We start from the raw sequence: 25,754 nt of genomic DNA, 5'->3' as shown, positions 1-25,754 counted from the left end.
TGCCGGGGCGCGGTCTTCCCGTTCCGTGGGGGGCGGGTGCGTTACGGGACCAGGCGGAGCAGGCGGTTGGGGGAGCCGCTGCCGGGGCTGGTGACCTTGCCGGGGGTGGCGCCGTTCACGAGGGCGGTGGCGACCTGCGCGGGGGTGGCGGAGGTGTGTCCGGCGAGGTAGACGGCGGCGGCGCCGGCGACGTGGGGGGTCGCCATCGACGTGCCGGAGATGGTGTTGGTCGCCGTGTCGCCGGTGTGCCAGCCGGCGGTGATGGAGACGCCCGGGGCGAACAGGTCGAGGACCGAGCCGAAGTTGGACCAGCTCGCCTTCGCGTCGGTGTTGCCCGTGGCGCCGACGGTGATGGCCTCGGCGACCCGGGCGGGGGAGGAATTACGGGCGTTGACACCGGAGTTGCCCGCCGCGACGGCGTAGGTGACGCCGTCCGCGATGGAGCGCTTGACCGCGTTGTCGAGGGTGGTGGAGGCGCCGCCGCCGAGGGAGAGGTTGGCGACGGCGGGGGCTCCGGCGGGGTGGTGGGAGGTCACCCAGTCGATGCCGGCGACGACACCCGCTGTGGTGCCGGAGCCGTTGGCGTCGAGGACGCGGACGGCGACGACCTTGGCCGCCTTGGCGACGCCGTAGGTGGAGCCGGCGATGGTGGTGGCGACGTGGGTGCCGTGGCCGTTGCCGTCCTGCGCGACGGTGTCGCCCTCGACGGCGTCGTAGCCGTTGACGGCCCGGCCCGCGAGCTCGGCGTGGCTGATCCGCACACCGGTGTCGATGACGTACGCGGTGACGCCGCCGCCCGCGCTGTCCGGGTACGTGTAGGTGCCGGAGAGCGGCAGGTTCGCCTGGTCGATGCGGTCGAGCCCCCAGGGAGCGTTCGCCTGGGTGGCGTCGGCGCGGACGAGCCGGTTCTGCTCGACGGTCGCCACGGCCGGGTCGGCGGCGAGGCGGCGGGCGGCCTTGGCGTCGAGGGTGACGGTGTAGCCGTTGAGAGCCGCGCCGAAGGTCTTGCCCACCTTGCCGCCGTAACCGGCGATGAGACCGCGGCCCTCGGCGGAGCCGGCGGCGAAGCCGGCTCCGGGCTTGAGGGTGACGAGGTAGCTGCCGGCGACGGCGTCGGACGAGCCCGCGGCGAGGACGACGCCCTCGGCGGGGGCCGGGGCGGCGGCCTGCGCGGGGGTCACGGCCAGGCCGGTGGCGAGCGCGGCGACAGTGGCCGCGGAGGCGAGGAGCACGCGGCGGGTGGTGCGGTTCACGGGGAGTGCCATGGTGAGGGGTTCCTCCTCTTGGCGGCGCGCCCTGGGTCGGGCGGCGCGGTTCGTGGGGGTCGCGTGCGGTCGCACACGCCGCCGGGGAGGTGGTCCTCCGCTCGGCGTGAGCAGAAGCCTGTGCCTCACCGACCGGACGGATCAAGGAAGTTGAGTGCTTGTCATGCATCCGACATGTCGTGGACACGGAGACCCACCCGATCCCCCGTCGAACCCCCACGAACCACCCCGTCCGCGGGGCCGTCACGATCCGGCCGCCACCCGCGAGGACCGGCCACCGGACGGCCCCGCACGAAAGCCGGACGGATGCGCGGCGGGTGCGGGTCGGGGCGCGCGGCGGGTACGGGACGGCCGGGACGGGTCCAGGGGCCGGGGTGTGCGGGCGGGGGCGAGCAGTGCGGGCGCGGGCCGGGGGGCGGGGGTCGGAGGCCTGGTGGTGCGGGCCGGGCGGTGAGGGTCGGAGGCTGGGCGGGGGGCGGGCGCGGGCCAGGCGGTGCGGGCCAGAGGCCGGGCGGTGCGTGCCGGGGGCCCGGGGGTGCGGGTCAGGGGCCGGGCGCCGCCGCCCCGCGCGCCTCCGTCATGATCGGTGCATGCGAAGCGAGACCGCGCCGGACGACGGCGCCTCCGGCCTGACCCCGTACCAGCAAGGACTGCGCCGGCGGCTCCTGACCGCTCCGGTCGTCCCTGCGCCCGCGCCGTGGCGGAGCGTGTTCGGCGGCCCCGCCGCCGTCGGCGGACTCACCGGCATCGGCTTCGGCGTGGACCCCGCCACCGAGCACGACCTGGTCATGGTCGTCTCCTCCCAGGGGTACGGCGTCTTCGACGCGGTGACGGGCGAGCGGATCGCGCGGGACCGGGACCCGGAGGACGACGGACCCGACGGCACGCCCGACCTGTCGTGCCCCTGGATCGGTCCGCTCGCCGGGCAGCGGGTGCGTGTCGCCGGTCTGCACGGCGGCGGCTTGCACGGCTCCGGCGGAGGCTGGTGCGTGGACGTCGAGGCGCCCGACTGGCCGCACCACCGGATCCTGCTGTCCTCCAACGGCGGGAGCTGGCACCGCACGCCGCACACCGAGGGCTGGTGGCACGTCCTGCACTCCACCTGGTCGACGCTGCGCGCCGCCGGCTTCTCCCCGACGGGGCGGACGCTCGCCGTCGCCACGTCCAGCGATCTGACCCTGTGGACGCGCGACCCCGCGTGAGGAACCGTCAGGCGTCGAGGACGGCGGCGACGGCCTCGATCTCGACGAGTTGCTCGTCGTACCCGAGCACGGTGACGCCCATCAGGGTGCTGGGCACGTCGTGCGCGCCGAAGGCGTCCCGCACCACCTCCCAGGCGGCCACGAGATCGCTCCGGCGGGTCGAAGCGACCAGCACCCGGGTGCTGATGACGTCCTCGACGCAGGCCCCGGCGTCCTTCAGCGCCGTGCGCAGGTTCTCGACGCAGGCGGCGGCCTGGCCCGGGTAGTCCCCGACGGCGACGGTCGCGCCGTCGGCGTCGAGCGGGCAGGCACCCGCCAGGAAGATCAGCCGGGACTCGGCCGGCGCGGTCGCCGCGTACGCGTACTCGGCGACGCCGGACAGGGTGGCGGAACGGATGAGGCGGACGGCACGGGGCACGGGGATCCTCTCAGCAGCGAGGCGGCGAAGCAGCGACGGCGCCGGGACCGCACCGGCCCGGGCGACGGGAACACATCACCCTCTCAGGCTTCCTCCACCGTCTCGACCGGTTTTCTCCCTCCCGCTCTCCGGCCTCTCTCCGGCCTCTCTCCGCCACGAGCAACGTGGGTGCGGCCGGCGGGTCAGGCGGTGGTCGTCGGCCAGTGGGGGTGGAGGGGGTCGATGCGGTAGGGGTGGGTGTGGCGGTGGCCCGGGCCCGCGGTGGCGGCCATGTGGGGATGCTCGGCCGGGAGTTCGGGGTGGGCGTGCTCCCATTCGTCCGGATCGGCGCGCGGCCAGAGGCGGGCGGCGGCGAGGGTCGCGGACAGGGCGACGACGGTGAGGGCGGCGGCGGAGGCCGCGGTGCCCGCACGGGCGGCGAGCCAGCCGGCGAGCGGGTAGGTGAGCAGCCAGCAGGCGTGGGAGAGGGAGAAGCGGGCGGCGAAGACCGCGGGCAGGTCCGGGTCGGCGGCGGACCGGCGCAGCAGCCGCCCGCCGGGGGTGAGGACCGCCGAGGTGGCGGCGCCGAGGCAGAACCAGAGGGCGAGCAGCGCGGGCCAGGCGGCGGCCGAGTGCGCTTCCGGACGGCCGGTGGCGAGTCCGGCGGTGAGCAGGGCGAGCGCGGTCGCGAGGACGCCGGCGGCGGGGAGCATGACGGCGCGGTCACCCGTACGGCCCAGCAGGCGCGGGAGGAGCAGGGCCGCGCCCATCGAGCCCGCTCCGTACGCGGCGAGGGCGAGGGAGACGTCGCGCGGCGGGCGCGCGAGGACGTCCTGGACGAGGACGACCGTCTCGACGAGGACCATCGCGCCGGCGGCGGCGACGGCCAGGTCGAGCGCGAGCAGGGCGCGCAGCCGGGGCGTGGCGAGGAGGAGCCGTACGCCGGGGATCCGCACCCCCGGAGGGCCGGTCCGGTCCTCCGGGGGGAGGCGCAGGGGCAGGACGAGGAGCGCCGAGACGAGGAAGCCGGCCGCGGTGCCGGTGAACAGCCGGTCGTACGGGACGAGGGCGAGGAGTGCGGCGGCGAGGACCGGGCTGGCGAGGCTCTCCAGGTCGTAGGCGAGGCGGGAGAGGGCGAGGGCCCGGGTGTAGTCGCGTTCCTCGGGCAGGACGCGCGGGATCGTCGCCTGGAAGGCGGGGGTGAAGACGGCCGAGGCCGCCTGGAGCAGCAGCACGAGCCCGTACACCTGCCACACCTGGTCCACGAAGGGCAGGACCAGCGCGGTGCCGAGCCGTACGAGGTCGGCCCCGACCAGCAGCGCCCGGCGCGGCACCCGGCGGGCCAGCATCCCGGCGAGCGGTGCCAGACCGACGTACGCCGCCATCTTGAGCGCGAGCGCGGTGCCGAGCACGGCGGGGGCGTGGGCGCCGGCGAGATCGTACGCGAGGAGGGCCAGGGCGACGGTCGCGAGGCCGGTGCCGGTGAGGGCGACGGCCTGGGCGAGGAAGAGGTGCCGGTAGGTGCGGTCGCGCAGGACGGACAGCATGGGGACGCCCTCGGTCGGCGGTCGGGTGCGGGGCCCCTCACGGTAGCCGACATGTGCATGTGTGCGCACATGTCGAACGGAAAAGAGTGCGGCCGACGCGGGGCCCGGCGCCTCAGTCGTGCCAGGGTTCTCCCGTCACCACGTGGTCGGCCCTGTTGAGCGCCTCGACGACCAGCCGCTTCAGATGCCCGTCCGGCAGCGCGTACACCACCCGCCGGCCGTCCTTGCGCGCCTGCACCAGCCCGCCGAGCCTCAGCTTGGCCAGGTGCTGGCTGACCGCAGGCCGCGCGGCCCCGCACGTTTCCGTCAGGGCGCCGACGTCGGCCTCGCCGCGCGTGAGCACCCACAGCAGCTGGAGCCGGGTGGGGTCGCTGAGCAGCCCGAACACCTCGGCCGCCGCGGCGAGCTCCGGCGCCCCCGGGGTCCGCGGATGGACGGGGGACACGGCCTGTTCGCGTACGGGATCCGCCATGCGCCCATCGTAGGGAGGCGGGGGCGGGGCCGGACCGGGAGGGAGGACCGGGTGTCCGCGGATCGGGACGGGTGACCGATCCGTGGACCGCCGTGCACGGGAACACGCTCTCGGGTGAGGATGCTGCGGACGGCCGGTCCATGGCCGGGAGCAAGGAGAGACGACGATGACCATCGAGTGGCGCTACACCATCCACCCCGGCCTCGGCGTGCTCTCCCTGGCCGGCTTCCTCGGCCAGGAGGCCGTGGGGCGGTTCCAGGGAGCCGTCGGCTGGGCCGTCGCGCGCGGCACCGGGCCGGTGGTCCTGGACCTGACCGGGCTGCGCGGGTGGTCCGACGGCGGCCGGCTCGCCGTGTCCGAGGCCGCGTCGCGGCTCGCCGCGGAGGGACGTGGGCTGGAGCTCGCCGCCGTGCCCGAGGGCGGGGCGGGCGGCAGCTTCGGGGACGGGCAGGCGGTCATCGCGGTGTACGGCGACCTCGCCGCCGCGCTCGCCGCCCACCGGGACCGGGGCATCGAGGAACGCGAATGGCGTAGCGACGCCTGGCCCGGGAGCGCCTGAGCGGCCCGAACGGAGCCGAGGGGAGCCGAGCAGAGCTGGACGGCCCTGGGCAGACCTGGGCGAACCTGGGTGGACCTCAGCGGACTCGGCCCTCGGTCCGGCCCTCCCTCCGGTCTGGGCCGCCCCGCCTCGACTCGTCCCGACTGAGGCGCCCGACCCAAAGCCAACCGGCCGCCCCGCGCCCCGCCCGAGGCGTACCGGCCGCCCTTCGGCGCCCCCGCGCCGTCGCTCAGAACCAGTGCAGGCAGTGCGGCCGGCGGTCCGTGCGGAAGAGGGCGTCGGCCCGTGCGGCCGCGTCCGGTTGGTGGGCGCGCACGTGTCCGGCGCGTACGAGGGTGCTGGGCGCCGTACCGCCGAGGTAGACCGATCCGAGGTCGCTCACGTCCAGGGTCAGGTCGGGGTCGCGGTCCGTGGGGACGCAGTCGGCCTTGCCGTCCCGGACCGTCAGCAGGTGCCGTCCGCGTTCGCCCAGGAAGTCGTCCTCGACGTCGAGGACGAGTTCGCCGTCCGTGAGCCAGCCGCCGCGCGCGGTGAGCGCGCGCGGGACGTCGAGCAGGCGGACCCAGAGCCAGTCGGTGTCGTGGCTCGCCTCGGCGGCGCGGTAGTCGGCGAACCGGTGGCGCAGCGGATGGTCCACCGGGACGTGCTTGAGGACCACCTGGGTGACGAGGTCGTGGGCGAGGGCGAAACCGGCCAGTGCCGCGAAGACCTCGTCGTCGCCGGTGACGATCTCGTCGACCGTCAGGGTGCCGGAGTCCACGGAGTAGGAGGCGTATCCGTCAGGGCTCCCCTCGGCGTCCCGGTGGACGGCGACGTGGCGCGGCGGGGAGCCGACCGGGGGCTGCCCCGCGCCCAGGGCCCACCAGCGGTGGGGGCGGGAGAGCGCGCCGGGCCGGGAGCGGCGATAGCGGTCGTAGACCTCTTCGAGGAGCGGGCCGCAGTCGGCCCGCCGCAGCAGCTCGACCGACCCCGCGTCACGCGCGGCCGGGCCACTGACCGCGCCGCCCGCGCGGGGGCGCGCGAAGGCTCCGCGGTGGCGGGGGACGGTCAGCCGCCCGGTGGAGGTCGCGGGGCCGTAGCCGAACCGGCGGTAGATCACGGCCTCGGAGGCCAGCAGCACCGAGAGGACTTCACCTCGGGCCCGCAGATCGGCGAGCTGACGCCTCATCAGCGCGCTGAGCACGCCCTGGCGTCGGTGCGTGGGCACGACCCCCACGGCGGTCACGCCGGAGACCGGGACGACGGTCTCGCCGGGCAGGGTGAGCTCGAAGGTGTACGCGCCGGCGGTACCGACGGGGCGCCCGCCCGGGGCGAGGGCCATCAGGTTCCGGTCCATTTCGAGGGCCGACCACCAGACCCCGCCGCCGTTCGCGCGCGGTTCCTCCGCGAAGAGGCCGAAGGCGGAGAGCATGGTGTCGACGAAGACGGCGCGGTCCTCGTCGGTGGTGGGACGGATCTCCATCGTCGGCGCATCCTCCTCGTGTCGGCGCCACCGCTCCGTGACGCCCGGCTCCCCAGTGCAGCGGGAGCGCCGAGGCCCGGTCAAACGAATTACGAGGGGCTCGGCACGCGCGGGGCAGGCGGGCCGAACACCCCTCCGGGTGCGGTCAGTCGAGGCAGAACTCGTTACCCTCGATGTCCCGCATCGCGATGCAGGACTCGTTCTCACCGTCGGCGTACAGCGTGTAGTCGTGCACGGCGCCGAGCGCGACGAGACGCGCGCACTCCGCCTCCAGGACGGCCAGCCGCTCCGCCCCGACGAGTCCGGTGCCGGCCCTCACGTCGAGGTGGACCCGGTTCTTGACGACCTTGCCCTCGGGGACGCGCTGGAAGAACAGTCGGGGCGCGCCCTCCACGGGGTCGATCCACGCCCAGTCCGCGCCCCGCCGTCCCGGCTCCGTGCGGTCGAAGTCCTCCCAGGAGGCGAACCCCTCCGGCGGTGGGGCCGATTCGTACCCCAGCACCGAGCGCCAGAAGCGGGCGACCCGCTCGGGTTCGGCACAGTCGAAGGTGATCTGGACCTGCTTGATCGACGGCATCGCGCCATCATAGGGCGGGGTTTCCGACCCGCCCAGCTGTTTTCGCGCGGCCCGGGAGCGCCCCTGTGACGCGACCCGGACCGCCCCTGTGGCGTGGCCGGAACCACCCCCGCGCAGCGGTCCGGGACGGCACTCCGCGCAGCGGTCCAAGACCGCCCTGTGCGCAGTGGAACCCGGCCGCGCGCCCGCGTCGTCGCCGTCGTCGCCGTCGTCGCCGTACGGAATCATGGTCGGATGGACGCTCGTTTCCTCAGCATCTCCGCACTCTCCGAAGGGCCTTCCGCGGCCTCCTCCGCTGCCACGTCCACGGTCACGTCGGCGGCCGACCCCGCTGCCCCGTCCGGCGCCCCGTCCGTGGCGGTCGTCGTGGACGTCATGCGCGCCTGCACCGTGGCCGCCTGGGCCTTCGCCCGGGGCGCGGAGAAGATCGTCCTCGCCGCGTCGCTGGAGGAAGCCCTGGCGCTCCGGTCGCACCACCCGGAGTGGGTGGCACTCAAGGACGGGGCCCCCGCGCCCGGCTTCGGCCTCGTCAACTCGCCGGGACTGCTCCGCTCCGCCGACCTCACCGGGCGGACGGTCGTGCAGAAGACCACGGCGGGAACGGTCGGCGCTCTCGCGGTGAAGGACGCGGACCTCGTGCTGTGCGCGGGGTTCGTGGTGGCGGAGGCGACCGCCCGGGTGCTGCGCGAGCGCGGGAGCGGATCGGTCACGTTCGTGGTCACGGGCGAGGACGGGCGGGCGGACGAGGACCTGGCCTGCGCCGAGTACATCGCCGGCCGGACCGTCGAACCCGGTACGGACGCCGCCGCGTTCCTCCGCCGTGCCGCCGCGTCACGCGCCGCCGTCGAGCTGGCGACGGGGGTGCGGGAGGGCGCCCACCCGGACGACGTCGCCCTCTGTCTGGAGCTCGACCGGTTCCCGTTCGCCATGGTGGCGGCCCTGGAGGGCTCCCTCATGGTTCTGCGCCCGCACCCCGCGCCCCGCGCGGACGGCGACGCCCCGAACTGAGCGCGGCCACCGGCCCCGTCCCGTCGGCATCGCGCCCGCCCCACCCCTCCTGTCCGGCGGCACGCCGTCCGCCCCTTCCCCCTGAGCCGGTCCGGGGCGGCGTTCGACTCCCCCTTCAGCCGGTCTGGGGGGTGTGTTCGGCCCTCCCCCTCCGCCGGTCAGCCGGTCCGGGGCGCCGTTCGCTCCATCCTTCTCATCCGGTCGGGGCAGCGTCCGAGCCTCCCCTCTCCGCCGCTCGGGGCAGCGTCCGAGCCTCCCCCTCTCCGCCGGTCGGGGCGGCGTCGCACCCACCCCCTCGCCCCGCCCGGGCTGGCCCACCCTCTCCCCCTCTCGTTCATATTCATGAACAGCAATCACGTACCCGCTTATTGACGCGCCTTCGACACTCGCCCTAGCGTCGGCGCGAGCATTCCCAGAAAGCGCTTTCCCCCGTGTCCGAGCCGCCTCCCCCACCAGGAGACACCGATGCGCACCCCTTCCCTCGCCGTGAGCGTGGGCCTCGTCGCCGGCACCCTCGTCGCGCTGTCCACCCCCGGCGGCGCGCAGGCCGCGACGGCCCGGTACGAGGCCGAGACCTCGCCCGCCGTCTGCACCGGCACGATCGACTCCGACTGGACCGGGTTCTCCGGCAGCGGCTTCTGCAACGGCACCAACGCCGTCGGCGCGGCCGCCCAGTTCACCGTGCCGGCGTCCGCCGCCGGGACCGCGACGCTCACCGTGCGGTTCGCCAACGGCACGACCGCCTCCCGCCCCGCCGACGTCGTCGTCAACGGCACGACCGTGGCGGCGGGGGTGCCCTTCGAGTCCACCGGCGCCTGGACGGGGTGGACGTCGAAGACGTTCACCGTGCCGGTCGCGCCCGGGAACAACACCGTCCGGCTGAGCCCGACGACCGCCGCCGGGCTGCCCAATGTCGACCACGTCGAGCTCTCCACCACGGACACCCCGGCCCCCTCCGGCCCCGCGCTCTACGTGTCGCCGGCCGGTACCGCGGGCGCCTCCGGCACCCAGGCCGACCCGACGACGCTGGCCTCGGCGATCAGCCGGATCGGCGCGGGCGGCACGATCTACCTGCGCGGCGGCACGTACGCGCACGCGCAGACGGTGACCGTCGCCCCCGGCAACAACGGCACCTCGGCCGCCCGGAAGACCATCGCCGCCCTCCCCGGCGAGACGCCGGTCCTCGACTTCTCCGCGATGGCCGAGTCCTCGTCCAACCGGGGGCTCGCCCTGAACGGCGACTTCTGGCACGTGAAGGGCCTGATCGTCCAGCGCGCCGGGGACAACGGCATCTACGTCGGCGGCAGCGACAACGTGATCGAGCGCACGGTCACCCGCTTCAACCGGGACACCGGCCTCCAGCTGGGACGGATCGCCTCCTCCACCCCGCGCGACCGGTGGCCGGCCCGCAACCTCATGGTGAGCGTCGAGTCGCACGACAACGCCGACACCGCGGGCGAGAACGCCGACGGGTTCGCCGCCAAGCTGACCACGGGTCCGGGGAACGTCTTCCGGCACGCGGTCGCCCACCACAACATCGACGACGGCTGGGACCTGTACACCAAGCCGGACACCGGCCCTATCGACCCGGTGACGATCGAGTACTCGCTGGCGTACACGAACGGCACCCTGTCGGACGGCACCGTGAACGCCAACGGCGACCGCAACGGCTACAAGCTCGGCGGGGAGTCCATCGCCGTCGACCACGTGGTGCGGCGCAGCATCGCGTACCGCAACGGCAAGCACGGCTTCACCTACAACAGCAACCCGGGTTCGCTGAAGGTCTCCGAGAACATCTCGGTCGACAACGCGCAGCGCAACTACACCTTCGAGGCGGGCACTTCCGTCTTCCGCGGCAACACCTCCTGCCGGAGCACGAGCGGCGGCACCAACGACAAGCTGGTGGGCGACGCCGACGCCACCAACCAGTTCTGGACCGGTGCGAACGGCTCGCGCTGCGCGAACCACGGCGGCGCGCTCGGCTGGTCCTTCGCCTCGAACGGCTCGCTCGCCGTCACCTTCGGGGGCAGGCCCGTCACCTGGTGACCCGCGAACCGCGCGTCCGTGCCCGGCTGTTCAGGGCGCGGGCGCGCGGTTCCCTGCCCCAGGGCGTACGCGGCCCGCAGGTCGTCCCCGTCGGAGGCAGCGCGGGCGAGGGAGCGGAGGGCGGAGCCCCGGTCCACCGCCTCTCCGCCCTCCCCCCCCCTCGGCCCGGTACCGTTCTCCCGGCTCGGAGGAGGACGGACATGACCGCGGAGAAGACCGACGAGGTGGTCGGCCCGCTCGACCGGGGGCTCGCCGTGCTGCGGTCCGTGGTCGCCGGTGCCGACGGGCGCCGGGGGCTCGGCGAGATCGCCCGGGAGACCGGGCTCGCCCGGTCCACGGTCGACCGCGTCGCCACCACGCTCGGCGCCCTCGGCGTGCTGCGCGCCGAGGGGCGCGACCTGCTGCTCGCCCCAGGCGCCGCCGAGATCGGCAACGCCTATCTCGACCACTGCGGGCTGCCCGGGCTCCTCGGCCCGCACGCCGCCGCGCTCGCCGACCTCCTCGACGCACCGGTGTCGCTCGCCGTCCCCGACGGGGACGGCGTCCGCTTCCTCACCCAGGCGGCCCGGCGCCGCGCCATGGCCATCTCGTTCCGCCCCGGGGACCTGCTGCCGGCCGAACGCTGCGCGCCCGGCGCCCTGTTCGCGGCCGAGTGGGACGAGGGACGGTTCGCCGCGTGGCGGGAGCGACGCGGGGGGACGCACCCGGACGAGGCCGGCTTCGCGGCCCGGGTGCGCAGGGCCCGCGAGCGCGGGGTGGCCGTCGACGACCAGTTGATCGAGCCGGGCCTGGTCGCGGTCGCCCTGCCGGTACGGGACCCGTCGGGCGCGGTGGTCTGCGCGGTCGCCGTCGCCGGCCACACCAGCCGGCACGACGCCGCGGCCCTGGAGGCGCTGGCCCTCCCGGCGCTCGCCCGGACCGCCGCCGCGATGGAGGCGGCGCTCGGCGCGGGCGGCGGGCGGCCCGAGCCCGCCGGTCCCCTCGGCGCGGGCGGTGGGCGGCCCGAGCCGGCCGGTCCGCTCGCCGCCGTCGACGGCCCCGCGCTCAAGGAGGAGCTCGGCTCCGGCTTCCTCCAGTCGCTGGCCCGGGGCCTCGACGTGCTGCGCGCCTTCGGAGCCATACGCGGGCCGGCCCGGCTCACCGATCTCGCCCGGCTCTCCGGGCTGCCCCGGGCGACCGCCCGCCGCTCCCTCCTCACCCTGTGCCACCTGGGGTACGTACGCGAGGAGCCCGCCGGTTTCGTCCTCCTCCCCCGCGTGCTCGAACTCGGCCATGCCCGGCTCTCCGCCCTCACGCTCCCCGAGATCGCCACCCCGCACCTGGTCCGACTCGTCCGGACCGTGCGCGAGTCGGCGTCGGTGGCGGTGCTCGACGGCGACGACATCCGGTACGTGGCCCGGGTCGCGGGCAGCCGCCTCCTGCACATCGACATCGTGGTGGGCACCCGCCTGCCCGCCTACGCCACCTCCATGGGCCGGGTGCTGCTCGGGGCGCTTCCGGAGGCCGAGCGGGACGCCCGGCTCGGGAGGATCGTGCCGGAGGCCCTGACGCCCCGGACGCTGACCGGGGTCGCGGAGCTGCGCGAGGCGGTCGCGACCACCGCCGGACGGGGCTTCGGGTGGGTGGAGGAGGAGCTGGAGGAGGGCCTGCGGTCGATCGCGGTGCCGGTCCGCGACGGCGCCGGCCGGGTGGTCGCCGCGCTCAACGTGGCGCTCGCCGCCGGTCGTTCGTCCCCGGAGGAGAGCCTGGCGACGCTCCTGCCGCGGCTGCGGGAGACGGCCGGCCGGATCTCGGCCGATCTGGCGTCGGTGGGCCGCCACACTCCGGTCCCGAGCGGCTGACAGCCCGCCGGACGCGCTAGGTCCGCCCTCGCCCCGTGGAGGCCCTGTCGTCCGGCCGCAGCGTCTCCAGCGCCGTCAGCAGCAGTTCCAGGGCGAAGGGGTAGCCGCTCCGGCTCATGTCGGCGGCGAGGAGGGGGTACGTCGCCGCGATGTGCGGGTGCGTCCCGGGCGGGAGCCGGCCGTAGACCTCCCCCCAGACCTCGGTGTCCGCCGCGCCCGCGGCCTCCGGCAGCGCGGCGGCGGCCGCGTCCTGGGCGGCGAAGGCCAGGGCCTGGTCGACGAAGGCATGGTAGGCGCGGACCGCGAGGGCGTCGGGGAAGCCGCCGTTCCGCAGGATGCCGAGGATCGTCTCGACCGCGCGCGTCTCGTTCGGTCCGCCCGTCGTGCGGTGCGCCGCCAGCAGCGCGGCCTGGGGCTGGGCGACGTAGGAGCCGTGGATCCGCCGTCCCATCGCGCGCAGGTCGGTCCGCCAGTCGCCGCTCGCCTCCCAGCCCTCCTGCGCCTGGCCGATGACCTCGTCGGCGATGGCGATGAGCAGGGCGTCGGTGTTGCGGAAGTAGCGGTAGAGGGCGCTGGGGTCGGCGCCGAGGGCGGCGCCGAGCCGGCGCACGGAGAGGGCTTCGGCGCCGTGCAGGGCCACCAGGCGCAACGCGGTGTCGACGATGAGCCGTTCGGAGAGGACGGCGCCCTGCTTGGTGGGCCGGCGGCGGCGCCGGCTTCCTTCGGGTACGACGCGAGCGGACGACATGGTGGGGACCTTACGACAACACCATTGACGTGTAAACGCGCGGCGGGCTTCCATGGCGCCCGTCACCGGTTCGGCGACGCCCCGTGAGAGCCGGACGCCCACCACGGCCGGTACGGGGTCGCGCGCCCACACACGCCCCCGCACGCCCGCACGACCCCGTACGCACCTACGAACCCGTACACCCGCAGGACCCCGCTGTGCCCGTACGCCCGCACGACCCCGCCATTCCCGTACGACCCGTGGTCCCGTCCGGCGCCGGACGGGGCCGGACGACCCCGTACGACACCGGCCTCACGGCGCGCTCCCCGCGCCGCCCCGGCCGGCCGTCGTCCATCCCGCGCCCGTCACGGCGTGGCCGCACGCAAGGGAGCTGGTATGCCCCAGGCCGATCTGGTCTTCACCGGAGGCCCCGTCCTCACCCTGGATCCGGCGCGGAGCCGGGCCACCTCGCTCGCCGTGACCGGCGACCGGATCACGGCCGTGGGCCACGACGAGGTGCGCGAGCTGATCGGGCCCGGCACCGAGGTGGTGGACCTGGCCGGCAAGCTGCTGCTGCCCGGCTTCCAGGACGCCCACATCCACGCGGTGGGCGGCGGCTGCGAGCTCGCCGAGTGCGACCTGACCGGGAGCGTCGACGCGGCGGAGTACCTGGCGCGGATCCGCGCGTACGCCGAGGCGCACCCGGACCGGGAGTGGATCACCGGCGGCGGCTGGTCGCTGGAGAGCTTCGAGGGCGGCCTGCCGACCCGGCAGCTCCTCGACTCGGTCGTCCCGGACCGCCCCGTGCTGCTGTCGAACCGCGACCACCACGGCGCCTGGGCCAACACGCGGGCCCTGGAGCTGGCCGGGATCACCGCAGGCACCCCCGATCCGGCCGACGGCCGGATCGAGCGGGAGGCGGACGGCGGCCCGAGCGGCATGCTCCAGGAGGGCGCGACCGGGCTGGTCTCCCGGCTGGTGCCGCCGAGCACCGCGCAGGACCGGCTCGCCGGGCTGCTGCGGGCGCAGCGGCTGCTGCACTCGCTGGGCGTCACGGGCTGGCAGGACGCGCTGCTCGGCGCGTTCAACGGCATGGCCGACCCGTCGGACGCGTATCTGACGGCGGCCGGGGACGGTTCGCTCACCGCCCGGGTGACCGGCGCGCTGTGGTGGGACCGCGAAAGGGGCGCCGAGCAGATCCCCGAGCTGGTGGAGCGCCGGCGGCGGCTGACCTCGGGCCGCTTCCGGGCGACCTCGGTCAAGATCATGCAGGACGGCGTCGCGGAGAACTTCACGGCCGCGATGACCGCCCCCTACCTCGACGGCTGCGGCTGCGCGACCGGCAACAGCGGGCTCAGCTTCGTCGACCCGGAGGCGCTGCGCGGTCACGTGACGGCGCTGGACGCCCTCGACTTCCAGGTGCACTTCCACGCGCTCGGCGACCGGGCGGTCCGGGAGGCGCTGGACGCGGTCGAGGCGTCGATCACGGCCAACGGCCGCCGTGGCAACCGCCACCACCTCGCCCACCTCCAGGTGGTGCACCCCGCCGACCTGCCCCGGTTCGCGGCGCTCGGCGCGATCGCCAACATCCAGCCGCTGTGGGCGGCGCACGAGCCGCAGATGGACGAGCTCACCATCCCCTTCCTCGGCGAGGAGCGGGCGGCCTGGCAGTATCCCTTCGGCTCGCTGCTGCGTTCGGGGGCGACCCTGGCGGCGGGCAGCGACTGGCCGGTTTCCAGCCCGAACCCGCTGGAGGGCATCCACGTCGCCGTGAACCGGCGTGCCCCGGAGACCCCCGAGGAGAAGGTCTTCTACCCGGAGGAGCGCCTCGACCCGCTCTCCGCGCTCGCCGCGTACACCGCCGGCGCGGCGCACGTGAACGGGCACGACGACGCGGGCAGCCTGGCCGCCGGGAACCTCGCGGACCTGGTCGTCCTCGACCGGGACGTCCTGGCCGCGCCGGCCGACGAGATCGCCGGGGCCCGGGTGGAGCGCACCTACGTCGGCGGCAGGTCCGTGTACGAGGCCTGACCGGCCGCGCGTACGGCTCCGGCGCCGGGTCGGCCGAGCGTCCCACCGCGTCACCCGCCCGGTCCGGCCCCCTCCCACCCCGCCGGACCCGCCGGACCCGCCGGACCCGCCACGGTCTCGATGGGCGGGAGCGGCGGGCCCGGCTCCGCGCGGGTCGCGGCGGCCAGTTCCTCCGGCGGTTCCGCGCCGTCCCTCACCGCCTCGACGTAGGCCTTCGCCTCGCGCGGGCCGAGGCGGGGAGCCCGCCGGCGCAGGTGGGCCATCGCGGCCACCGCTCCCCGGGAGACGACGAGTTCGCGTACGGCGGCGGCGAGCGGGTCGGGCGGCCGGACGCCCCGCACCTCGGTGAGGTACCGCTCCTCCCAGCCCTCGTCGTCCCACCGGACCTCGGGGACGAAGTGAAGGCTGCCGTCCTGCCGGTCCACCAGGTAGTGGCCGCCGACGAAGCTGCCGCGCGGGCCCTCGCCCCGGGCCTGCTCCGCCGAGCGCCAGAAGACGAGCCAGCCGACCGCCCGTTCCTCCACGTGATAGAGGTCGGGCGTCGGCGGGGGACCCTGCCACGGCCACGTCGGCAGGTTCCGGGCGAGGAAGGATCCGACGAGCGCGACCGCGCGTTCCCTGGAGATCACCGGGTCATCATTCCGCACCCGTCACCCGGTCGAGCACGGCCCGGACCGCGCGGACGACGGCCTCGCGGGACGCGTCCGTGCGGTCCAGCGCCTCGAACCCGTGCCGGCCGTCCGGCACGTCGACGATCTCGACGTCCGCACCGTGCTTCACGGCGGCCGTGAGGAACTCCTCCACCGTCGTCGCGAACGCCGGGTGTTCGCGGCCGGCCCGGACGAGGACCACCGGCAGCGCTCCGGCACCCGCGACCGCAGCCGCCGGTCGGAAGCGCCGCTCGACGGTCTCCCAGCCGGGCGGTGTGCCGAGGACGGGGTACGAGAGGGCCAGGCACCGCAGCCACGGCGGGGGCGCCGCCAGCCAGTCGGCGGCGAGGAGGCCCCCGCCGGAGAAGATCCAGAGCGCGATCCGGTCCGGATCGACCCGGGGGTGGGCGCGCAGCGTCTCCAGCGCCTGGGCGATGTCGCCGGCGGCGCGGGCGTAGTCGGTCAGCGCGTGCAGCCGGTGGTCGACGGTGGCACCGACCGCGCCGAGCCCGGCCAGGTACCGGGCGTAGCCCCGGTAGAGGGGGGTGTCGCGCGGGGTCGGGGCGCGATCGGCGTCGACGGGCCCGCCATGCACGAAGAGGACGGCGGGGCGGCGCCCCTCGCCGTCCGGCGGGTACACGTCGAGGCGGCCGCTCCGTTCGTACGGGTACTCGGCGGTGTCCAGCAGGAACTCCCGCTTCTCGTCGGAGGGTCGCTCCTCCCCGAGGGAGATCCGCCGCCCCTCCCCCGCCGCCGCGCGCACGAGGACGTCGGCGAGTTCCGCGGGGTGGGAGAGCATCGGCCAGTGTCCGGCGGGGAGTTCGAGGAAGGCGTACCCGGGTCCCACCAGCTTCCGGAAGCGCGGCGGTCCCGTGCGGACCAGCATCTCGACGACGTCGACGTCCGGCCCGTCCGCCGTGCACATCACGGCACTCGCCGGGACCCGGTCCAGGCCGTCGCCGAGCCGCAGGGGTTCGGTGAGGGTGCGGGCGGGCTGCGGCACGGCCAGCCGGTCCAGCCGGGCGAGGTCGTCCGCGGAGAGGCCGTCGAGGCTCCCCCAGTTCGCCCACTCCTCCCCTCGGGGCGGCGGGAGCGGTGTGGTGTCGCGGCCGAGCCGTTCCCGGACGGTCTCGTCGCGGACGAGCAGCAGGGCCGGGTCGCCGTCCGAGGGGAGCCCCGCGGCGAGGTAGACAACCCGGGCCACCCGCTCGGGGCGCCGGTCGGCGGCGGCGAGCACCGGGTGGATGCCGTAGCCGTGCCCGACGAGGACGGTCTCCGGGTCGGCGATCCGGTCGAGGAGCGCCACCAACTCCTCGGCGTGCGTGCCGAGTCCGGCCTCCGGGTCGCCGTCCGACGTCACCTGGTACGCCTGCGCCCCGGCCTTCCTCAGGCGCTCGGCCACCCCGTCCCACAGCCATCCTCCGGTGAACGCCTCCCCCACCAGAACGAACGCCGTCATCCCCGCCTCCTCGTGTTCGTGCCGCGCTGCTCACGCCGCGCCCACCGCGCCCACCGCGGCTGTCGGCAGGCTAGGAGCTCCCCCCGGGGGAGATTCCACTCCCGGCCCGGCGGCTAGGGTCGACGGAGGGGCGCGGGGCGGGGGCGGGACGGAGGGCGGGAGGCGGTGCGGGTGACGGCGGCGGACGGCGGGACATGGAGCATCGGTGAGCTGGCCGGGCGTGCCGGGGTGACGGTGAAGACCGTGCGGTACTACTCGGACCGGGGGCTGCTCCCCGAGGCCGGGCGCAGCGGCGGCGGGCACCGGCGGTACGGCTCCGGCGCGCTGGTCCGGCTGCGGGAGATCCGGTCGCTGCGCGCACTGGGCCTCGGCGTGGCCGAGGTGGCGCGGGCCCTGGAGGACGACGGCCGGCTGGCGGAGGTGGTGGCCGGGGAGCTGCGGGGCGTGGCGCGGGAGCGGGCGGCGCTGGCGTGGCGGGAGGCGTCACTGCGACTGCTCGCGGAATGCGACGGCGTTGAACGGGCCGAGCTTCTGCCCCTGTTGGGCGCGTCGGTGCTGCCGCCCGACCTGGACGAGGTGGTCCGGTTCTGGCGTCGCTCGCTGCCCGTGCGCCTGCCGGCGCCGCTGGTGACACGGGTCCTGGACGAGGTGGTGCCGGTGCCTCCGGACGATCCGTCCCCCGGTCAGGTACGGGCCTTCGCCCGGCTGGGCGCGCTGGTCGCGGACCCCGCTCCGGGGCGGGCGCCGGGGCCGCCGCTGCGGGGCGAGCGGTACCGGCCGGCGGTGCTGTACGAGGGCTTGGGCGAGGCGTACGACCTGGCGGGCGCGGAGGCGCTGGCCGGGCGTCCACCGGCCGGCCGGGAGGCCCTGGACTGCTTCGCCGACGCGTACGCGCTGGCACTCGGGGAGCGGGACTCGCCCCTCTTCCGGCGACGCCTCGCGGAGCTGCTCGGCCGGGAGGAGACGGCGGTGATGGCGCGGTACTGGAAGCTGGTCGTGCCGCTGCTCCCGGCCGACCGGCCGGCCCTGGGCCTGCTGCACCACCACCTGACGGAGGCACTGACCCCGGCTGACCGGTTGACCGGGTTGACCGGGTTGACCGACTGACCCGCTGACCGACGGACCGGTTGACCCGCTGACCCGCTGACCGGTTGACCCGCTGACCCCCGTGTCCCCGCCGCTGGGTCCCGTCCTGGAGCACACCCGGCGGGTCCGCCGCCGCCCGCCGCCCGGTGCCCGGTGGCCGGCGGCCGGCCCCCGCCCCCGTACCGCGCGGGCTGCCGGTGTTTCGGATGGTGGGCGGCCGGCCGTCCGCCTGATGGGCGCGGTGGTGGCGGATCTCCACCCCTTGTCGACGTCTGCGCAGGTCAGCGCCGTACGGCCGAGGCCTTCGGTGGCGCAATACTGCGGCAACACCACCGGGGCCGTACCCCGGTTACGTTCCCTGCCATGCCCGCCGAACGCACCGCCACCTCCCTCCCGGTCGCCGCCGCCCGCCGTCGCCGGCTGCGCGCGGATCGGGCGCGGCAGCTCGCCGACCTGCTGCGGCACCAGATCCTGACCGGCGCCTTCCCCCGGGGTGTGCTGCCGCTGGAGGACGTTCTCGCGGCCGACCACCACGCCAGCCGGAACACCGTCCGGCAGGCCCTCGACCTGCTGCGCGGCGAGGGCCTGGTGGAACGGCAGCCGGGGGTGGGGACGGTGGTCGTCGGCGAGAAGTACCCGCACGGCCTGGACCGGCTCCAGGGGCTCGCCGAGACCCTGCACGAGCACGGCAGGGTCACCAACGAGGTGCGGAACCTCGGTCCGGTACGGGCGCCCGGACCGGTGGCGCACCGGCTCGGTCTGCCGGACGACGCGGACGTGCTCTGCGTCGAGCGGCTGCGCCGGCTGAACGGGCTGCCGCTCTCGCTCGACCTGTCGTACCTGCCCATGGACGTCGGTGGTGAACTCCTCGGCTGCGACCTGGAGAACACGGACGTGTTCCGGCTCCTGGAGCAGCTGACCGGCGGGCCGCTCGGCCACGCGGACATCATTCTGGAGGCGGTGACCGCCGACGCGCACGCGGCGGCGGTCCTCCAGGCCCCGCGCGGCGCCGCCCTGCTGATGCTGGAGCGCCTCACCCATCTGCCCTCCGGACGGCCGGTGGACCTGGAGTTCATCCGCTTCCGCGGCGACCGGATCACCATGAGCGGCGTCCTGCGCCGCTCCCTCTGACAGCCCCCTTCCCTCCCGGAGAACGCCATGCCCCTCGTGCCCCAGCGCGCCGACGTGCCCGTGACGATCGACGAGTCCCGTTGCATCGACGGCTGCACCCTCTGCGTCGACATGTGTCCGCTGGACTCGCTCGCGATCCGCGAGGAGGACGGCAAGGCGTACATGCACGTGGACGAGTGCTGGTACTGCGGCCCGTGCGCAGCCCGCTGCCCCACCGGCGCGGTGACCGTCAACATGCCCTATCTGCTCCGGTGAAAGGCGCCGAACTCCCATGAGGACGAGAAGAATCGCGCGGCCGCTGCTGCCGCTGGCACTGCTCCTCCCGCTCGTCACCGCCTGCGGCGGCCCGGCCGGCGCGGACGGGGAGCCGGACGGGACCGTGACGGTCACCGTCGGCTACCAGTCGAAGACCATCAACACGGTGACCGCCGGCACGCTGCTGCGCTCGCTCGGCTATTTCGAGGAGGAGCTGGCGGCCCAGGGCCGGAAGGACGGTGTCCGCTACCGGGTCCGGTGGCAGGACTACGCGACGGGGGCGCCGATCACCGCGCAGATGACCGCCGGGAAGATCGACATCGGATCGATGGGCGACTTCCCGCTGCTCCTCAACGCGGCCCGGGGCCGCCAGCTGAAGGAGCCCACCCGGCTCGTCTCGGTGACCGGATACAACCTGCGCGGTGGTCTCAACACCGTCGTCACGGCGCCGGGTTCGGGACTGCGGTCGCTCGCGGACCTGAAGGGCAAGAGGGTGTCGACGAGCGTCGGCTCCGCCGCCGACGGCACGCTGGTACGGGCGCTGCGCCGGGCGGGCCTCGACCCGGCGAAGGACGTCGCCAAGCTCAACCAGCAGCCCAGTGTGGGCGCTTCGGCGCTGGCGGGCGGCAGCGTGGACGCCCTGTCGCAGTTCGTCGCCTGGCCCGGCCTGCTCGCCTTCCAGGGCAAGGCGCAGGCGTTGTACGACGGGGCGGAGCTGGACCTGCCGACCTTCCACGGGGTCACCGTGCGCGAGGAGTTCGCGCGCGAGCGGGCGGAGGTCCTGGACGCGTTCCTGCGGGCGCAGCGGCGGGCCACGGACCGGCTGCGGTCGGCTCCGGTGGCGTCCGCGGAGTCCGTCGCGAAGGAGACGGGGCTGCCCGCCGAGGTGGTGTACCTCTACAACGGCGCCCAGGGCGTCGCGACCTTCGACCCCGAGCTGCGGCCCGAGCTGCTGGCCGCGCTGAAGGAGGACGTGCCGGTGCTGCGGGAGGCCGGTCTGGTGAAGGACGTCGACGTGGACGCCTTCGTCGACCCGGCGCCGCTGAAGCGGGCGGTCACCGCCACCGGATATCCGAGGGCGGGCGCGGCGAAGGCGGAGCTGTGGCTGCGCGGGCAGTCCTCGACCCGCGCGTTCGGTTCGGCGGGGGAGCTGTTGAAGGCGGTCGCCGCGGCCGGGCCGGGGAAGGTCCGGGCGGCGTACGTGCCGGACGCGGTGACCGGGACCCCGTGGTTCGCGGACCGGGCGGTGTGGGTCGAGGGCGGCGGCGCCTGGCGGGCGTTCGTGACGCGGGCGGCGGCCGAGCGGTGGGTCGCCGCCCACGCCGGTTCGCGGGTCGTGCCGTACGCGGACGCCGTCCGGGCGGCGGGCTCGTGAGCGCGGCGAGGGCGGGGCGCCGCCTGGTCCGGGCGGGGTCGCTGCTGGCCGCGCTGGGGCTGTGGCAGGTGCTCACCGCGTACGACGTGAACCTGTGGCTGCGGTTCGAGCAGTTCCCGACGGTCGGTGAGGTCGCCTCGGCGCTGGCCGACCGGGTGGGCACGGCGGCCTACCGGCAGGACCTCGGGCACAGCCTGCGCCGGATCGTGACGGGCTTCCTGCTGGCCGCGGTCCTCGGGGTGGCGGCCGGCACGGCGATCGCCCGCTCGCGGTGGGCGGCCGACCTGCTGGGCCCGCTGGTGGAGGTGGTGCGCCCGATCCCGGCGATCGCCCTGGTGCCGGTGGCGATCCTGCTGCTGCCGACGAACGAGCAGGGGATCGTCTTCATCACCTGCGCCGCCGCGTTCTTCCCGGTGCTGGTCTCGACCCGGCACGCGGTGCGGGCGCTGAGCCCGGTGTGGGAGGAGGCCGTGCGGACGATGGGCGGCGGCCGGGCGCGGGTGCTGTGGTCGGTGGTGCTGCCGGGCGCCCTGCCCGGGGTGTTCGGCGGGCTGTCCGTCGGCATCGGGGTGGCGTGGATCTGTGTGATCTCCGCCGAGATGATCTCCGGTGAGTACGGGGTCGGCTACCGCACCTGGCAGGACTACACGGTCGTCGACTATCCGGGCGTCTTCGTCGGCATGGTCACGATCGGCGCCCTGGGCCTGCTGACCTCCACCGCCGTCGAACTGGTGGGGCGTCGGGTCACCGCCTGGCTGCCGCGCCCGGCCGCCTGGGGCGCGGCGTTCCGCAGCGGTGCGCCCGCCGGGCCCGGTGCGCCGTCCGGCGCGGGCGCTCCCACCCCTGCCGCCGCCGTACGCGCCGTACCGGCGGACGCCCCCGTACCCGAGAAGGAGCCGGTCCCATGAGCACCACCGCCACCACCGCCACCACCACACCCGCCGCTCCGGCCGCTCCGGCCGCCGCCGAACTCGCGGGTGCCGAACTCGCCCTCGACGGGGTGCGCCTCGGGCACCCCGACGGGACCGCCCTGGGCGGGGAGGTGAGCCTGCGGGTCGCGCCCGGCGAGGTGCTGGCCGTCGTCGGTCCGTCGGGCTGCGGCAAGACGACGCTGCTGCGGACACTCGCCGGACTGCTGCCGCCGGTCGCGGGGTGGGTCGCGCAGGACGGCGAGCCGGTCCGCCGGCCGGGCGCCGACCGGGCACTCGTCTTCCAGCACGACGCGCTGCTTCCGTGGCGCTCGGTGCGGGCCAACGTCGAACTGCCGCTGGCGATCCGGGGCGTGGACCGGGCCGGGCGTCGGCGGGCCGCCGGGGAGTGGCTGGAGCGGGTGGGTCTCGCCGGTCACGCGGCGAAGTGGCCGCACCAGCTGTCGGGCGGGCAGCGGCAGCGGGTGCAGCTGGCCAGGGCGCTGGCCGGCCGGCCGCGCGCGGTGCTGATGGACGAGCCGTTCGGCGCGCTGGACGCGCACACCAGGACCGGCATGCAGGACCTGCTGGCCGGCATCCTGCGCGGCACCGGCGCGACCGTCGTCTTCGTGACGCACGACGTGGACGAGGCCGTCCACCTGGGGGACCGGATCGCGCTGCTGCCGTCGGGCGAGGTGCTCGACGTGCCGCACCCCCGCGACCGCGCCGCCCGGGACGCCCCGGCCACGCGTGAGCTGCGCCGCCGCGTCCTCGACTCCCTCTGACCTCTCCGCCCCTCCCGCTCCTCCTTCCCCCTCCATGACTCCCCTGCCGGAAAGGTCCGTCGTGTCCTCCCCCCTGACCTCCGTCCCCGCGCTCGCCGACGCGCGTACGTACTCCTGCGACGTGCTCGTCGTCGGCGGCGGCACCGCCGGCACGATGGCGGCGCTGACCGCCGCCGGGCACGGCGCCGACGTCCTGCTCCTGGAGAAGGCGCACGTCCGGCACTCCGGCGCCCTCGCGATGGGGATGGACGGGGTGAACAACGCGGTGATCCCCGGCCGGGCGGACCCGGACGACTACGTCGCCGAGATCACCCGGGCCAACGACGGCCTCGTCGACCAGTCGACGGTCCGTCAGACCGCTGTGCGGGGATACGACATGGTGCGGCGCCTGGAGTCGTACGGGGTGAAGTTCGAGAAGGACGAGCACGGCGAGTACGCGGTCCGCCAGGTGCACCGCTCGGGCTCGTACGTGCTGCCGATGCCCGAGGGCAAGGACGTGAAGAAGGTCCTGTACCGGCAGCTGCGGCGGCGGGAGATGCGGGAGCGGATCCGGATCGAGAACCGCGTGATGCCGGTACGGGTGCTGACCCACCCGGAGGACGGTCGGGCCGTCGGGATCGCCGGACTCCACACCCGCACCGGGGAGTTCGTGATCGTGCGGGCGGGCGCGGTGATCCTGGCGACCGGTGCCTGCGGCCGCCTGGGGCTGCCCGCCTCCGGGTATCTGTACGGCACCTACGAGAACCCCACCAACGCGGGCGACGGCTACGCGATGGCGTACCACGCGGGCGCCGCCCTCACGGGCATCGAGTGCTTCCAGATCAACCCGCTGATCAAGGACTACAACGGCCCCGCCTGCGCCTACGTGGCCAATCCCTTCGGCGGCTACCAGGTGAACCGGCACGGCGAGCGCTTCGTCGAGTCGGACTACTGGTCGGGGCGCATGATGGCGGAGTTCGCGGCCGAACTCGCCTCCGACCGGGCGCCGGTGTACCTGAAGCTGAGCCACCTCCCGGAGGAGACGATCGGCGCGGTGGAGTCGATCCTGCACTCCACGGAGCGCCCCACCCGGGGCACCTTCCACGCGGGCCGGGGCCACGACTACCGCACCCACGACATCGAGATGCACATCTCCGAGATCGGGCTCTGCGGCGGGCACTCGGCCTCCGGGGTGCGCGTGGACGCGCACGCCCGCACCACCGTGCCGCGCCTCTACGCCGCCGGCGACCTGGCGTGCGTGCCGCACAACTACATGATCGGCGCGTTCGTCTACGGCGACCTCGCGGGCGAGGACGCGGCCCGGTACCGGGCCTACGAGGGCGAGCTGGACCGGGCGCAGCTGGAGGCGGCGCACGAGCTGGTCTACCGGCCGCTGCGGAACCCGGACGGACCGCCGCAACCGCAGGTCGAGTACAAGCTCCGCCGGTTCGTGAACGACTACGTGGCGCCGCCGAAGTCGGGGGCCAGGCTCTCGCTCGCCGTCGAGGCGTTCGACCGGATGAGGACGGAGATCGCGGGGATGGGAGGGCGGACTCCGCACGAGCTGATGCGCTGCGCGGAGGTGTCCTTCATCCGGGACTGCGCCGAGATGGCGGCGCGGGCCTCGCTCGCCCGGACGGAGTCGCGGTGGGGGCTGTACCACGAGCGGCTCGACCATCCGGAGCAGAACGACGCGGAGTGGCTGTACCACCTGGACCTGTGCAAGTCGGCCGCCGGGGCGATGGAGTTCACGGCGCGGCCGGTGGAGCCGTACGTGGTGCCGGTGCCGGAGTTCGCGCCGCCGCGGGGTCCGGAGCGCCCGCTGGGCGAGGTGGCGCTGGTGCCGGTCGCGACGGCGGGTCCCCGCGAGGCGGCGCCCACGGCCCGTCCTGCCGGGGAGCCCGCGACCGCGGCGGCCCCGCAGGCCGCGGCCGGCCCGAACCCCCGTCTGCTGCGTCTGCTCGCCCTGGTCGACGGCGCACCCGAACTCGCGGCGCTCCTGCCCTACCTGACGGACGGTGACCCCGAGGTGCGGGCGGCGGGCGTCACGGCCCTGGCGGAGACCGTGCCCGCCGGGACGGGCCCCGCGCTGGCGGCCAGGCTGCGGGACGAGGACGCCGCGGTGCGGGCGGCGGCCGTGGGCGCCCTCCGCGAGCTGGCGGAAGTGCTGGACGCCGACGCCGAGTTGGGCGACGGATTGCGCGCGGCCCTGAAGACGCCCGATCCGGCGGTGCGCGCGGCGGCCGTCGAGGTGCTGCGGGCCCGGCGTCTCGGCGGGGTCGGGGTGTACACGGCGGCGCTGGCGGACGCGGCGGCGGAGGTACGGATCCAGGCGGCGCGGGCGCTGGTGTCGGTGGACGCGGTCGCCGCTCTGGCCGGTGCGGCGACGGACCCGGCCCGGGAGGTGCGGGTGGCGGTGGCCCGGGGGCTCGCGGCCGTGTCCGCACCGGAGTCCGGTCCGCTGGTGCCGCTCCTGGACGACGCCGACCCGCTGGTGCGGGGCGCGGCCTTCGGGGCGCTGGCGGCGGCCGGCTGCCCGCCGCCCCTGGACGCGCGGGCGGTGGCCGCGTTGGACGACCCGGCGTGGCAGGTGCGGGCGGGCGCGGCGGCGGCGCTGCGGGCCGCGGCGGCGGAGCGGGCGGTCCCCGCGCTGGCGAAGGGGCTGGCGGACCGGAACGCGGACGTGCGGAAGGCGGCCGTGCTGGCGCTGCTCGGGCACGGCCCGGTGCCGGAGGCGCGGGCCGCGCTCGCGACGGCGGCGGCGGACCCGGACGCGGACGTGCGGGCGTACGCGGCCCGGGGGCTCGCGCCGGCGTCCTGAGCGACGTACGCGACCCGGGGGCTCGGGCCGGCGTCCTGAGCGACGTACGCGGCCCGGCGGCTCGCGCGGGTGTCCTGAGCCACACCGCCGCCGGGCGGGTGAAGCGGGGTGTGCCGGGCCGCCGGCCAGGGAAGGCGCGCGGGGTGGCGTCCGGGCGGCGGACGCTCGGTG

The 25,754-nt window shown here is 75.7% G+C and carries 22 protein-coding genes; 13 read left to right on the top strand and 9 right to left on the bottom strand.

What is annotated here, in order from left to right; translation table 11 throughout:
- Positions 1–41: 41 nt before the first annotated feature.
- Complete coding sequence (locus ACF1BN_RS12195) at positions 42–1,265, bottom strand: S8 family serine peptidase (RefSeq protein WP_392331504.1); 1,224 nt, start codon at positions 1,263–1,265, stop codon at positions 42–44.
- A 590-nt stretch (positions 1,266–1,855) separates the two neighbouring features.
- Here ACF1BN_RS12195 and ACF1BN_RS12190 point away from each other — a divergent pair.
- Entirely contained in the window at positions 1,856–2,467 is a 612-nt protein-coding gene (locus tag ACF1BN_RS12190) for a hypothetical protein (protein ID WP_392331503.1), read from the top strand.
- Positions 2,468–2,474: 7 nt separating this feature from the next.
- On the opposite strand, the gene ACF1BN_RS12185 is transcribed toward ACF1BN_RS12190, so the two are convergent.
- The 3 genes from ACF1BN_RS12185 to ACF1BN_RS12175 form a co-directional block, all read right to left on the bottom strand.
- Complete coding sequence (locus tag ACF1BN_RS12185) at positions 2,475–2,885, bottom strand: RidA family protein (protein WP_392331502.1); 411 nt, start codon at positions 2,883–2,885, stop codon at positions 2,475–2,477.
- 182 nt (positions 2,886–3,067) lie between these two features.
- Positions 3,068–4,411 (bottom strand): MFS transporter, encoded by a 1,344-nt coding sequence (locus ACF1BN_RS12180; protein ID WP_392331904.1) that lies wholly within the window; start codon positions 4,409–4,411, stop codon positions 3,068–3,070.
- 112 nt (positions 4,412–4,523) lie between these two features.
- Positions 4,524–4,883 carry an ArsR/SmtB family transcription factor gene (locus tag ACF1BN_RS12175; protein ID WP_392331501.1) on the bottom strand — a complete coding sequence of 120 codons (360 nt, stop codon included), beginning with the start codon at positions 4,881–4,883 and terminating at the stop codon, positions 4,524–4,526.
- Between the two features lie 166 nt (positions 4,884–5,049).
- Between ACF1BN_RS12175 and ACF1BN_RS12170 the strand changes: the two genes are divergently transcribed.
- Positions 5,050–5,442 carry an anti-sigma factor antagonist gene (locus ACF1BN_RS12170; protein WP_392331500.1) on the top strand — a complete coding sequence of 131 codons (393 nt, stop codon included), beginning with the start codon at positions 5,050–5,052 and terminating at the stop codon, positions 5,440–5,442.
- Positions 5,443–5,671: 229 nt separating this feature from the next.
- Here the strand turns inward: ACF1BN_RS12170 and ACF1BN_RS12165 are convergent, their stop codons facing one another.
- Together ACF1BN_RS12165 and ACF1BN_RS12160 are read right to left on the bottom strand one after the other, a co-directional pair.
- On the bottom strand, positions 5,672–6,904 hold the full coding sequence (locus tag ACF1BN_RS12165) for a GNAT family N-acetyltransferase (protein ID WP_392331499.1): 1,233 nt from the start codon (positions 6,902–6,904) through the stop codon (positions 5,672–5,674).
- Positions 6,905–7,049: 145 nt separating this feature from the next.
- Positions 7,050–7,481 (bottom strand): VOC family protein, encoded by a 432-nt coding sequence (locus tag ACF1BN_RS12160; protein ID WP_392331498.1) that lies wholly within the window; start codon positions 7,479–7,481, stop codon positions 7,050–7,052.
- A 234-nt stretch (positions 7,482–7,715) separates the two neighbouring features.
- Between ACF1BN_RS12160 and ACF1BN_RS12155 the strand changes: the two genes are divergently transcribed.
- The 3 genes from ACF1BN_RS12155 to ACF1BN_RS12145 all read left to right on the top strand — a co-directional run bounded on the left by ACF1BN_RS12155 (position 7,716) and on the right by ACF1BN_RS12145 (position 12,376).
- Positions 7,716–8,489: a 2-phosphosulfolactate phosphatase gene (locus ACF1BN_RS12155; RefSeq protein ID WP_392331497.1), complete on the top strand. Its 774-nt coding sequence runs from the start codon at positions 7,716–7,718 to the stop codon at positions 8,487–8,489.
- Positions 8,490–8,954: 465 nt separating this feature from the next.
- On the top strand, positions 8,955–10,535 hold the full coding sequence (locus ACF1BN_RS12150) for a carbohydrate-binding protein (protein ID WP_392331496.1): 1,581 nt from the start codon (positions 8,955–8,957) through the stop codon (positions 10,533–10,535).
- Positions 10,536–10,735: 200 nt separating this feature from the next.
- Positions 10,736–12,376, top strand: coding sequence for an IclR family transcriptional regulator C-terminal domain-containing protein (locus tag ACF1BN_RS12145; RefSeq protein ID WP_392331495.1), 1,641 nt, complete (start codon positions 10,736–10,738; stop codon positions 12,374–12,376).
- Between the two features lie 16 nt (positions 12,377–12,392).
- On the opposite strand, the gene ACF1BN_RS12140 is transcribed toward ACF1BN_RS12145, so the two are convergent.
- Positions 12,393–13,124, bottom strand: a complete 732-nt coding sequence (locus ACF1BN_RS12140) for a TetR/AcrR family transcriptional regulator (protein ID WP_392331494.1) — start codon at positions 13,122–13,124, stop codon at positions 12,393–12,395.
- A 375-nt stretch (positions 13,125–13,499) separates the two neighbouring features.
- Between ACF1BN_RS12140 and ACF1BN_RS12135 the strand changes: the two genes are divergently transcribed.
- Complete coding sequence (locus ACF1BN_RS12135) at positions 13,500–15,134, top strand: amidohydrolase (protein WP_392331493.1); 1,635 nt, start codon at positions 13,500–13,502, stop codon at positions 15,132–15,134.
- 50 nt (positions 15,135–15,184) lie between these two features.
- On the opposite strand, the gene ACF1BN_RS12130 is transcribed toward ACF1BN_RS12135, so the two are convergent.
- Together ACF1BN_RS12130 and ACF1BN_RS12125 are read right to left on the bottom strand one after the other, a co-directional pair.
- On the bottom strand, positions 15,185–15,763 hold the full coding sequence (locus ACF1BN_RS12130; protein ID WP_392331492.1) for a hypothetical protein: 579 nt from the start codon (positions 15,761–15,763) through the stop codon (positions 15,185–15,187).
- Positions 15,764–15,770: 7 nt separating this feature from the next.
- A complete protein-coding gene (locus ACF1BN_RS12125; protein WP_392331491.1) occupies positions 15,771–17,243 on the bottom strand; it encodes a dienelactone hydrolase family protein in 1,473 nt (490 codons plus the stop codon).
- 171 nt (positions 17,244–17,414) lie between these two features.
- On the opposite strand from ACF1BN_RS12125, the gene ACF1BN_RS12120 reads away from it, so the two are divergent.
- From ACF1BN_RS12120 to ACF1BN_RS12090, 7 genes are all read left to right on the top strand, one after another.
- Positions 17,415–18,350 (top strand): MerR family transcriptional regulator, encoded by a 936-nt coding sequence (locus ACF1BN_RS12120; RefSeq protein ID WP_392331490.1) that lies wholly within the window; start codon positions 17,415–17,417, stop codon positions 18,348–18,350.
- 342 nt (positions 18,351–18,692) lie between these two features.
- On the top strand, positions 18,693–19,460 hold the full coding sequence (locus tag ACF1BN_RS12115; protein WP_392331489.1) for a GntR family transcriptional regulator: 768 nt from the start codon (positions 18,693–18,695) through the stop codon (positions 19,458–19,460).
- 27 nt (positions 19,461–19,487) lie between these two features.
- Positions 19,488–19,715, top strand: a complete 228-nt coding sequence (locus ACF1BN_RS12110) for a ferredoxin family protein (protein WP_030497738.1) — start codon at positions 19,488–19,490, stop codon at positions 19,713–19,715.
- A 16-nt stretch (positions 19,716–19,731) separates the two neighbouring features.
- Complete coding sequence (locus ACF1BN_RS12105) at positions 19,732–21,090, top strand: ABC transporter substrate-binding protein (RefSeq protein WP_392331488.1); 1,359 nt, start codon at positions 19,732–19,734, stop codon at positions 21,088–21,090.
- Positions 21,087–21,998, top strand: a complete 912-nt coding sequence (locus ACF1BN_RS12100; RefSeq protein ID WP_392331487.1) for an ABC transporter permease — start codon at positions 21,087–21,089, stop codon at positions 21,996–21,998. The genes ACF1BN_RS12105 and ACF1BN_RS12100 overlap by 4 nt, the downstream gene beginning before the upstream one ends.
- Entirely contained in the window at positions 21,995–22,783 is a 789-nt protein-coding gene (locus tag ACF1BN_RS12095) for an ABC transporter ATP-binding protein (protein ID WP_392331486.1), read from the top strand. Before ACF1BN_RS12100 ends, ACF1BN_RS12095 begins: the two co-directional genes overlap by 4 nt.
- Before the next feature lie 34 nt (positions 22,784–22,817).
- A complete protein-coding gene (locus ACF1BN_RS12090; RefSeq protein ID WP_392331485.1) occupies positions 22,818–25,583 on the top strand; it encodes a fumarate reductase/succinate dehydrogenase flavoprotein subunit in 2,766 nt (921 codons plus the stop codon).
- Positions 25,584–25,754 lie beyond the last annotated feature (171 nt).

The organism is Streptomyces sp. NPDC014861 (assembly GCF_043081625.1).
In the GTDB taxonomy this organism is placed as follows: Bacteria; Actinomycetota; Actinomycetes; order Streptomycetales; family Streptomycetaceae; genus Streptomyces.
Note: the sequence above shows the minus strand (reverse complement) of the source record. Positions and strands in the feature narration are given on the sequence as shown.

Bases quoted from the DNA above. Each gene is read 5' to 3' on its own strand.
- ACF1BN_RS12110 (WP_030497738.1), top strand. From the start codon at position 19,488: ATGCCCCTCGTGCCCCAGCGCGCCGACGTGCCCGTGACGATCGACGAG.
- ACF1BN_RS12135 (WP_392331493.1), top strand. From the start codon at position 13,500: ATGCCCCAGGCCGATCTGGTCTTCACCGGAGGCCCCGTCCTCACCCTG.
- ACF1BN_RS12190 (WP_392331503.1), top strand. From the start codon at position 1,856: ATGCGAAGCGAGACCGCGCCGGACGACGGCGCCTCCGGCCTGACCCCG.
- ACF1BN_RS12180 (WP_392331904.1), bottom strand. From the start codon at position 4,411: ATGCTGTCCGTCCTGCGCGACCGCACCTACCGGCACCTCTTCCTCGCC.
- ACF1BN_RS12155 (WP_392331497.1), top strand. From the start codon at position 7,716: ATGGACGCTCGTTTCCTCAGCATCTCCGCACTCTCCGAAGGGCCTTCC.
- ACF1BN_RS12095 (WP_392331486.1), top strand. From the start codon at position 21,995: ATGAGCACCACCGCCACCACCGCCACCACCACACCCGCCGCTCCGGCC.
- ACF1BN_RS12195 (WP_392331504.1), bottom strand. From the start codon at position 1,265: ATGGCACTCCCCGTGAACCGCACCACCCGCCGCGTGCTCCTCGCCTCC.
- ACF1BN_RS12140 (WP_392331494.1), bottom strand. From the start codon at position 13,124: ATGTCGTCCGCTCGCGTCGTACCCGAAGGAAGCCGGCGCCGCCGCCGG.
- ACF1BN_RS12170 (WP_392331500.1), top strand. From the start codon at position 5,050: ATGACCATCGAGTGGCGCTACACCATCCACCCCGGCCTCGGCGTGCTC.
- ACF1BN_RS12165 (WP_392331499.1), bottom strand. From the start codon at position 6,904: ATGGAGATCCGTCCCACCACCGACGAGGACCGCGCCGTCTTCGTCGAC.
- ACF1BN_RS12090 (WP_392331485.1), top strand. From the start codon at position 22,818: ATGACTCCCCTGCCGGAAAGGTCCGTCGTGTCCTCCCCCCTGACCTCC.
- ACF1BN_RS12160 (WP_392331498.1), bottom strand. From the start codon at position 7,481: ATGCCGTCGATCAAGCAGGTCCAGATCACCTTCGACTGTGCCGAACCC.
- ACF1BN_RS12150 (WP_392331496.1), top strand. From the start codon at position 8,955: ATGCGCACCCCTTCCCTCGCCGTGAGCGTGGGCCTCGTCGCCGGCACC.
- ACF1BN_RS12175 (WP_392331501.1), bottom strand. From the start codon at position 4,883: ATGGCGGATCCCGTACGCGAACAGGCCGTGTCCCCCGTCCATCCGCGG.
- ACF1BN_RS12115 (WP_392331489.1), top strand. From the start codon at position 18,693: ATGCCCGCCGAACGCACCGCCACCTCCCTCCCGGTCGCCGCCGCCCGC.
- ACF1BN_RS12125 (WP_392331491.1), bottom strand. From the start codon at position 17,243: ATGACGGCGTTCGTTCTGGTGGGGGAGGCGTTCACCGGAGGATGGCTG.
- ACF1BN_RS12145 (WP_392331495.1), top strand. From the start codon at position 10,736: ATGACCGCGGAGAAGACCGACGAGGTGGTCGGCCCGCTCGACCGGGGG.
- ACF1BN_RS12105 (WP_392331488.1), top strand. From the start codon at position 19,732: ATGAGGACGAGAAGAATCGCGCGGCCGCTGCTGCCGCTGGCACTGCTC.